General features: G+C 69.5%; 5 protein-coding genes. 4 read left to right on the top strand and 1 reads right to left on the bottom strand.

The genetic code is table 11. The features are described from left to right. Positions 1-79: 79 nt before the first annotated feature. The 4 genes from Y694_RS17945 to Y694_RS17930 all read left to right on the top strand — a co-directional run bounded on the left by Y694_RS17945 (position 80) and on the right by Y694_RS17930 (position 6843). On the top strand, positions 80-2065 hold the full coding sequence (locus tag Y694_RS17945) for a MacB family efflux pump subunit (protein ID WP_036235002.1): 1986 nt from the start codon (positions 80-82) through the stop codon (positions 2063-2065). Between the two features lie 17 nt (positions 2066-2082). Then, positions 2083-3504 (top strand): TolC family protein, encoded by a 1422-nt coding sequence (locus Y694_RS17940; protein ID WP_231497757.1) that lies wholly within the window; start codon positions 2083-2085, stop codon positions 3502-3504. 240 nt (positions 3505-3744) lie between these two features. Further along, the gene (locus Y694_RS17935) at positions 3745-6081 is read left to right on the top strand and encodes a TonB-dependent siderophore receptor (protein ID WP_051495870.1); all 2337 of its coding nucleotides are present in this window, start codon (positions 3745-3747) and stop codon (positions 6079-6081) included. 81 nt (positions 6082-6162) lie between these two features. Continuing rightward, on the top strand, positions 6163-6843 hold the full coding sequence (locus tag Y694_RS17930; protein ID WP_036235000.1) for a Fe2+-dependent dioxygenase: 681 nt from the start codon (positions 6163-6165) through the stop codon (positions 6841-6843). Between the two features lie 39 nt (positions 6844-6882). Here Y694_RS17930 and Y694_RS17925 read toward each other — a convergent pair. Then, positions 6883-8136, bottom strand: a 1254-nt coding sequence (locus Y694_RS17925) for a sulfite reductase subunit alpha (RefSeq protein WP_036234998.1), incomplete at its 5' end; no start/stop codon positions are given.

Raw genomic sequence — 8136 nt, 5'->3', positions numbered from 1 at the left:
CCGGCGCGCAGGGCGGTGGCCTGCAGCAGGGGCCGGCCGGCATGCCGCCGGGCATGGGACAGGCGCCGCGAGGCCGCTGATGCAGCGCGACCCCGAACCGGCCGTCGCCACCACCGGGCTGCGCCCCGGCGAAACGCCGCTGATCGAGCTGCGCGGCGTGACCAAGACCTACCGCAACGGCGACCTCGCGGTGCAGGTGCTGCACGGCATCGACCTGACGATCTACGAGGGCGAGTTCGTCGCCATCATGGGCGCGTCGGGTTCGGGCAAGTCGACGCTGATGAACATCCTGGGCTGCCTCGACAAGCCCACCACCGGCAGCTACCGCTTCCTCGGCCGCGACGTGTCCTCGCTCGACCGCGACGAACTCGCGCTGCTGCGGCGTGACGACTTCGGTTTCGTGTTCCAGAGCTACCACCTGATCGCGACCGCAACCGCGGCAGAGAACGTGGAAGTGCCGGCCATGTACTCCGGCCTGCCGCCAGCGCAGCGGCACGAGCGCGCGAAGGCGCTGCTCGGCGAGCTGGGCCTGGCCGACCGGCTGGAGCACCGGCCCAACCAGTTGTCGGGCGGGCAGCAGCAGCGCGTGTCGATCTCGCGCGCACTGATGAACGGCGGCCGCATCATCCTCGCCGACGAACCGACCGGCGCGCTCGACAGCAAGAGCGGCGCCGACGTGATGAAGCTGCTGGCCGACCTGTCAGCACGCGGCCACACGGTGCTGCTGATCACCCACGCGAAGGAAGTGGCCGACCACGCCGACCGGCTGATCGAGATCAAGGACGGCCGCATCGTCGCCGACCCCGGCTCGGCGCCGCCGTCGCCCGAGCAGGCCGACTACGTGCCGCCGGCCATCACCCACGAAGGCTCGCACCTGGCCGACGTGGTGGAGGCCGCGAAGATGGCGCTGCGCTCGCTGCGCGCCAACCTGTTCCGCTCGGTGCTCACGCTGCTGGGGATCGTGATCGGCGTCGGCTCGGTGATCGCGATGCTGGCGATCGGCGACGGCGCAAAGCAGGAGGTCATCAACCGCATCAGCGCGATGGGCTCGAACCTGATGCTGGTGCGCCCCGGCGCGCCCAACCAGCGCGGCTTCAACAGCACCGCGACGCTGGTGGTCGCCGACGTGGCTGCGATCGATCAGGTGCCCAACGTGCTGGCCGCCGTGCCCGAACAGAACAGCAGCGCGACGCTGCGCTACAGCGGCGCCGACTACAGCACCAGCATCAACGGCACCTCGTCGAAATTCCCGCTGGCGCGGCAGTGGCCGGTGGCCCAGGGCAGTTTCTTCAGCGCCGAGGACGAGGCGAGCTACGCCACCGTGGCGGTGCTGGGCCAGACCGTCGCGAAGGCGCTGTTCCCCGACGGCGCGAACCCGGTGGGCGAGTACGTGCTGGTCAACAACCTGCTGTACCAGGTGGTCGGCGTGATGACGGCGCGCGGTGCGTCGCCGATGGGCTCGGACCAGGACGACATCGTGTTCGTGCCGTATGCGACCAGCAGCCTGCGGCTGTCGGGCCAGCGCTTCCTGCGCAACGTGACGGTCGCGGTCGACGACGTGTCGCGCATCGACGAGACCCAGGAGGCCGTGGAGTCGCTGCTGCTCGACCGCCATGGCGTGGTGGACTTCCAGATCCGCAACATGGCCTCGATCATCGAAGCCACCGAGCAGACGCAGAACACGCTGACCATCCTGCTCGGCTCGATCGCGGCGATCTCGCTGCTGGTGGGCGGCATCGGCGTGATGAACATCATGCTGGTGTCGGTGACCGAGCGCACCCGCGAGATCGGCATCCGCATGGCCACCGGCGCGCGCGAGCGCAACATCATGCAGCAGTTCCTGATCGAGGCGATGGTGGTGTCGGCGATCGGCGGTGCGGTGGGCGTGGTGGGCGGACTGGCCACCGCCGCCGCGATCGGCGCGTTCGGCACGCCCGTCCAGTACTCGCTCGCGCCGGTGCTGCTGGCCTTCGGCTGCGCCTTCGGCACCGGCCTGGTGTTCGGCTGGCTGCCGGCGCGCAAGGCCGCGCAGCTCGACCCGGTGGTCGCGCTGGCCGCCGAATGAACACCCTCTCCCGCCCCATGTCCACGATGCTTCCCCGACCCGCGCCGCGCTGGCGCGCCTCCGCCCTGCTGATCGCGCTGGCCCTCGCCGGCTGCGCGACGGCGATCGACACCACGCGGCCTACGCTGGACCTGCCGCCGCAATGGAACGAGGCCGCGACCGCCGCCAGCGGGCCGTTGCAGCGCGACTGGTGGCGCGGCTTCCAGTCCGACGAGCTGGCGCGGCTGATCGACGCCGCCCAGGCCGGCAGCCCGACGCTGGCGATCGCCGCCGAGCGCGTGCAGCAGGCCGAGATCGCGGTGCGCAGCGCTGGCGCGACGCTGTTCCCGTCGGTCAGCGTCAGCGGCAATTCCGGCGCCCGGCGCGCCGACCCGGGGCCGGGGTTCGACGCCAGCACCAGCAAGTCGTCGAGCGTATCGCTCGGCGTCAGCTACGAGATCGATCTGTGGGGCCGGCTCGCCGCCGGCGTGAAGGGCGCCGAGGCCTCGCTGGCCGCCAGCCGCTACGACCTCGAGACCGCACGGCTGTCGCTCAGCACCGGCGTGGCCAACGCCTATTTCCAGGTGCTCGCGCTGCGCATGCGGATCGAGATCGCGCGCGACAACCTGGCCATCGCCGAGCGCGTGTTCGGCATCGTCGAATCCCGCTACCGCAACGGCGCGGCCTCGGCGCTGGACGTGAGCCGCCAACGCATCACAGTGCTGTCACAGCGGGCCACGCTGGAGCCACTGGAGGTGCAGGAGCGCCAGACCGTCACCGCGCTGGCCATCCTGCTCGGCCGCCCGCCGCAGGCGCTGCAGGTGGAGACGCGCAGCTTCGAGCGCTTCGCGGTGCCCGAGGCGGGCGCCGGTCTGCCGTCGGAGCTGCTGGTGCGCCGCCCCCGACCTGGCCAGCGCCGAGGCCCAGCTCGCCGCGGCCGATGCCGACGTGGCCGCGGCCCGTGCCGCGCTGCTGCCCAGCGTGTCGCTGTCGGCTCGGCCGGGCTGGCCAGCACGGCGCTGCTGTCGCTTGCCAATCCATCCTCCAGCCTCGGGCTGAGCGCTTCGATCGTCCAGACGCTGTTCGACGGCGGGCGGCTGCGCAACCAGGTGGCGCTGGGCGAATCGGCGCGCCGCCAGCTGGTGGAGAGCTACCGGCTGGCCATCTACACGGCGCTGAAGGAGGTGGAGGACGCGCTCGGCAACGCGGTGCGCAACCGCGGCCAGGAGCAGGCGCAGCTGGCGATCCGCGACGAGGCGCAGCGCTCGCTGCGCCTGGCCGAGCTGCGCTACCGCGAGGGCGCCGACGACCTGACCAGCGTGCTGGACGCGCAGCGGACGCTGTTCTCGTCGATCGACCAGCTGGCGCAGCTGCGGCTGGCCCGGCTGACGGCGGCACTGGATCTGTTCAAGGCGCTGGGGGGCGGTTGGTCAATGAGTGATCGCCAACTTTCTTCATGAAGCCTTCGCCTCGACATTCGTCTCTTGAGCCAGCATTGTTGCGGCTTGATCACAAGACTTGACGATGATTTGACAAATCTTAATACGACTAATTATCATTACTGATTGATTGCTGTCGAGGACTGACAGCATGCCGGTCAGCCATCTGCTTCTCCTCGCGTCGTAGCGGGTCGGGAGTGCCGCAGAGAGCCAGCCTCTGCCGCCTTTTCGCCGATTCGATACACCCACCGAGGAGACCCCATGGCCTACATCCGTGCGCGCAAGCACGCCCTTCCACTCCGACGCAACAACGCGTCGGCCCTCGTGGCCTTCGCGGCCCTGGTCATCCCGGCCGCCGCCGTCCACGCCCAGCAGGCCGAAGTGCCCGCCACCGGCAGCCCGGTGCTGCCCGAGATCAAGGCGAAGGCCGCGAGCGAGAACGTGGCCAAGCCCGAACAGGTGGCTTCGCCCAAGTACACCGCGCCGCTGCTCGACACGCCGCAGACCATCACGGTGCTGCCCTCGAAGGTCCTGGAACAGCAGAACCGCGTCTCGCTGGTGGAGGCCCTGAGCACCGTCCCGGGCATCACCTTTGGCGCCGGTGAAGGCGGAGGTGGCTACGGCGACAGCATCAATTTCCGCGGCTACTCGGCCAACAACAACATCACGCTCGACGGCATGCGGGACAGTGCCCAATACAACCGTTCCGACGCCTTCAATCTCGAGCAGATCGAAGTGACCAACGGCGCCAACTCGGTCTATGGCGGCGCTGGCAACGTGAGCGGCGGCATCAACCTCGTGAGCAAATCGCCGAAGGCCGAGAACTTCGGCCGCGTCGGCCTCGGCCTGGGTACCGACAGCTACCGGCGCACCACCGCCGACGTGAACCGCCTGCTCGGTGACACCACGGCCCTGCGTCTCAACGTGATGGCGCACGGCAACGACGTGCCAGGACGGGACGTCGAGGAGTACAAGCGCTGGGGCATCGCGCCGTCGATCACCTTCGGGCTCAACACCCCGACGCAACTGACCCTGAGCTACCTGCACCAGCGCGACGAGAACGTGCCGCAGTACGGCGTGCCCTACTACCGCAACGCGTTCAACAACGGCCTGATCCCGGGCGCCAAGTCGAGCAACTACTACGGCTATCGCGATGTCGACACGCAGGAGATCGATGTCGACATGTTCACCGTGGTGTTCGATCACCGCTTCAGCGACCGCTTCCGGGTGCGCAATCAGACTCGCGCGCAGCGCATCGACCAGTTCCTCGTGGTGAACCCGCCCCAGGGCAGCTACTGCCTGGCCAGCGGCACGCTCGCCTCGGACGGCACGCCCTGCGCGACGCCGGGGGTCTACACCCCGAGCGGTCCGCGCGGTTCGACGCGCGACAGCAGCAACGAATACCTGGCCAACCAGACCGACTTCACGACCGAATTCAAGACCGGCGGCATCGAACACACGCTCGTCACAGGCTTCTCGCTGTCGCATGAACGCTACCGCCTGGTCAACGGCAACTCGCTGCGCAACCCCGGCGGCGCGCTGCCGAACCCCGTGCTGCCGCCGATGGACATCGCGAACCCGGAGGGCGTCTACGGCGGCCCCGTCAACTTCGTCGCGACCGGCCGCACGCGCGGCGAACTCGACAACGTGGCGGTCTACCTGTTCGACAACCTGAAGTTCAACGAGCAATGGGCGCTCAACGGCGGCGTCCGCTATGAGAAGAACCGGACCTCTTCGTCGACCGACACCATTGCCGCTGGCGTGACCACCAGCAACCCGACGCAGTCGCGCACCGACAACCTGACTTCGTTCCGCGTCGGCCTGGTCTACAAGCCCGTTCCGGTCGGCAGCTTCTACGTCGCCTACGGCAACTCGAAGACACCCTCGAAGGCCACGGTGAACGGCGCCTGCACGCAGAACGAGACCACGACGACCGGCAACAACAACTGCAACGTCGCGCCCGAGACGGCGGTCAACATCGAGGTCGGCACCAAGTGGGACGTGCTCGACAACCGGCTGTCGCTGACGGCCGCGGTGTTCCGCAACGAACTGCGCAACTACCGCGTCAACTCCAACGACCCGACGGTTCCCGACCAGCAGCTCGATGGCAAGTCGCGCGTGGACGGCGTGGCGCTCGGCGCGGCCGGACAGATCACGCCGCAATGGAGCGTGTCAGCCAACTACACCTATCTGGACAGCGAAGTGCTCTCGGGCGCCTCCGACTTCTGCGTTGCCAACCCGACGGCGTTGAACTGCGATGCCGCGCTGGCGACGACGGGCAACCCGCTGACCAACACGCCGGAGCACGCGTTCAGCCTGTGGAGCACCTACCAGTTCGTGCCCGGCGTGACCGTCGGCTACGGTGTGCTGTACCAGGGCAGCTGGCTTCTCAACAATGCGCTGCCGCCGCTGTACAAGGCGCCGAGCTATTGGGTGCAGAACGCCATGGTGGCGTACCAGGTCACCCGCAGTCTGGACCTGCAGCTCAATGTGAAGAACCTGACGGACCGCACCTACTACACGCGCATCCGCAACAATGGCTGGGCCACTCCGGGCGATGGCCGAGCCGTCACGCTGACCGCCAGCTACGCGTTCTGACGACGCCCTCGTTCACCGTCCCGCCCCCGGCCTCTTCCTCGGAAGAGGCCTTTTTCATCGCTCGCCGAAACGGACTCGACCATGATGCTCCATGTGCCCGCCGTGCTGAACGGCGACCAGGTCGCCGACCTGCGCGCCGCGCTGGATCGCGCCAGCTGGGTCGACGGACGCGCCAGCGTCGGCTCCCAAGGCGCGCAGGTGAAACACAACCACCAGCTGGCCGAGGGCTCGCCGCTGGCGCTGCAGCTGGGTCAGGCCATCGTGACCGCGCTGCACGCCAACCCCCTGTTCTTTTCCGCTGTCCTGCCGCACCGCATCCTGCCGCCGTTCTTCAACCGCTACGGCAGCGGCGAGCACTACGGACTCCATGTCGATGGCGCCATCCGGACCGCCGCCGACAATGGACAGCGGCTGCGCAGCGACGTCTCGTGCACTCTGTTCCTGACCGAGCCGGAGGACTATGACGGCGGCGAGCTGGTGGTGGTCGACACCTACGGCACCCACGAGGTCAAGCTGCCGGCGGGCGACCTGATCGTCTATCCGGCAAGCAGCCTGCATCGCGTCGAGCCAGTGACGCGTGGCGTTCGCGTCAGTTCCTTCTTCTGGGTTCAGAGCATGGTGCGCGAGGACTGGCACCGCACGATGCTGTTCGACCTGGACCAGAACATCCAGAAGCTGCGGCAGAGAATCGGCGATTGCGAGGAGACTGTCGGCCTCACCGGCCACTATCACAACCTGCTGCGCCAGTGGGCCGAGGTGTGACGCGGCGGGCCGCCGCTCACGGGCCCTGTCGGGACACGCTCAGTACACGTCGCGCCGCAGCCGGCCGGTCTCGATGAGCCGATCGACCGCGTCGCGGCCCAGCACGTCGACCAGCGCGGCCTCCACGCCCGCGGCCATGCCGACCAGACTGCCGCAGACGTAGAGCGCGGCACCGCGGGTAACCCAGTCGCGCAGCACGTCGGCCTGCTCGCGCAGGCGGTCCTGCACATAGCGCTTGCCCGGCTGGTCGCGCGAGAACACGAGGTCGGTGCGTTCGAGCACGCCGCTGGCCTGCCAGGCGGCGATCTCGTCGCGGTAGTAGGCGTCGTGCGCGGCATGGCGCTCGCCGAACACCAGCCAGTTCGCGCCGTGTCCGGCCGCGGCGCGGGCCTTGAGGTGGGCGCGCAGGCCGGCCAGGCCGGTGCCGTTGCCGACCAGGATCAGCGGACGGCCGGCGTTGTCGCCGAGGCGGAAGTTGCCGTGGGCGCGCAGCCGCAGCGCGATCTCGTCGTCGATCGCGGCCCGCTCGGTGAGCCAGCCGGAGGCCAGGCCCGGCGTGCCGTCGGCGTGGCGTTCCTGCCGCACCAGCAGGTGCACCCGGCCGTCGGCGGGCAGCGAGGCGATCGAGTACTCGCGCGGGCGTTCGCCGTCGCCGGGCGGCAGCACCTGCACCAGGTCGCCGGCCTGCCAGTCCGGGCTCGGCGCCGCGCCGGCCGGGGCCTCGAGCTCCAGGTGAAAGCAGGGGCCGCCGGCGCTGCCGGGGTTGAGCAACCGGCGATGCGCCAGCCGCCACGGCTCGAATACCGCCGCGAGCTGCCAGTCCGGCAGATCGCTGGTGCCCGCCAGGCGCGCCACCTGGTGCTGCCACTGCTGCAGCGCCAGGGCATCGCCCCCGTCGACGTCGATGCGCTCGAACATCGCCTGCGCTCCCTGCCGGCGCAACCAGGTGTCGAGCGCGCGGCCGAAACCGCAGTAGTGCTGATACTCGCGATCGCCGAGCGCCAGCACGGCGCAGTGCAGGCCCTCGAGCGCGAGGAGCGTCTCGGCGGCCTGGGCCATCACGCGGCGCACGAACGGCGCCGCCGCATCGGGTGGATCGCCTTCGCCGTAGGTGCTGACGATGAACAGGGCCCGTTCCGCCGCCGCCAGATCACCGGCCTGCAACTCCGCCAGACTCGCGATGCGCGCCGGCACGCCGGCCGTGTGCAGCGCCTGCGCGGTCTGCCAGGCGATCTGTTCGGCGTTGCCGGTCTGGCTGGCGTGCGCCACCAGCACCGGTTGCGCGCCCTCCGC

Origin of the sequence: Methylibium sp. T29-B (genome assembly GCF_000576225.1) — a bacterium.
Lineage (GTDB): Bacteria > Pseudomonadota > Gammaproteobacteria > Burkholderiales > Burkholderiaceae_C > Methylibium > Methylibium petroleiphilum.
Note: the sequence above shows the minus strand (reverse complement) of the source record. Positions and strands in the feature narration are given on the sequence as shown.

Bases quoted from the DNA above. Each gene is read 5' to 3' on its own strand.
- Y694_RS17940 (WP_231497757.1), top strand. From the start codon at position 2,083: ATGTCCACGATGCTTCCCCGACCCGCGCCGCGCTGGCGCGCCTCCGCC.
- Y694_RS17945 (WP_036235002.1), top strand. From the start codon at position 80: ATGCAGCGCGACCCCGAACCGGCCGTCGCCACCACCGGGCTGCGCCCC.
- Y694_RS17930 (WP_036235000.1), top strand. From the start codon at position 6,163: ATGATGCTCCATGTGCCCGCCGTGCTGAACGGCGACCAGGTCGCCGAC.
- Y694_RS17935 (WP_051495870.1), top strand. From the start codon at position 3,745: ATGGCCTACATCCGTGCGCGCAAGCACGCCCTTCCACTCCGACGCAAC.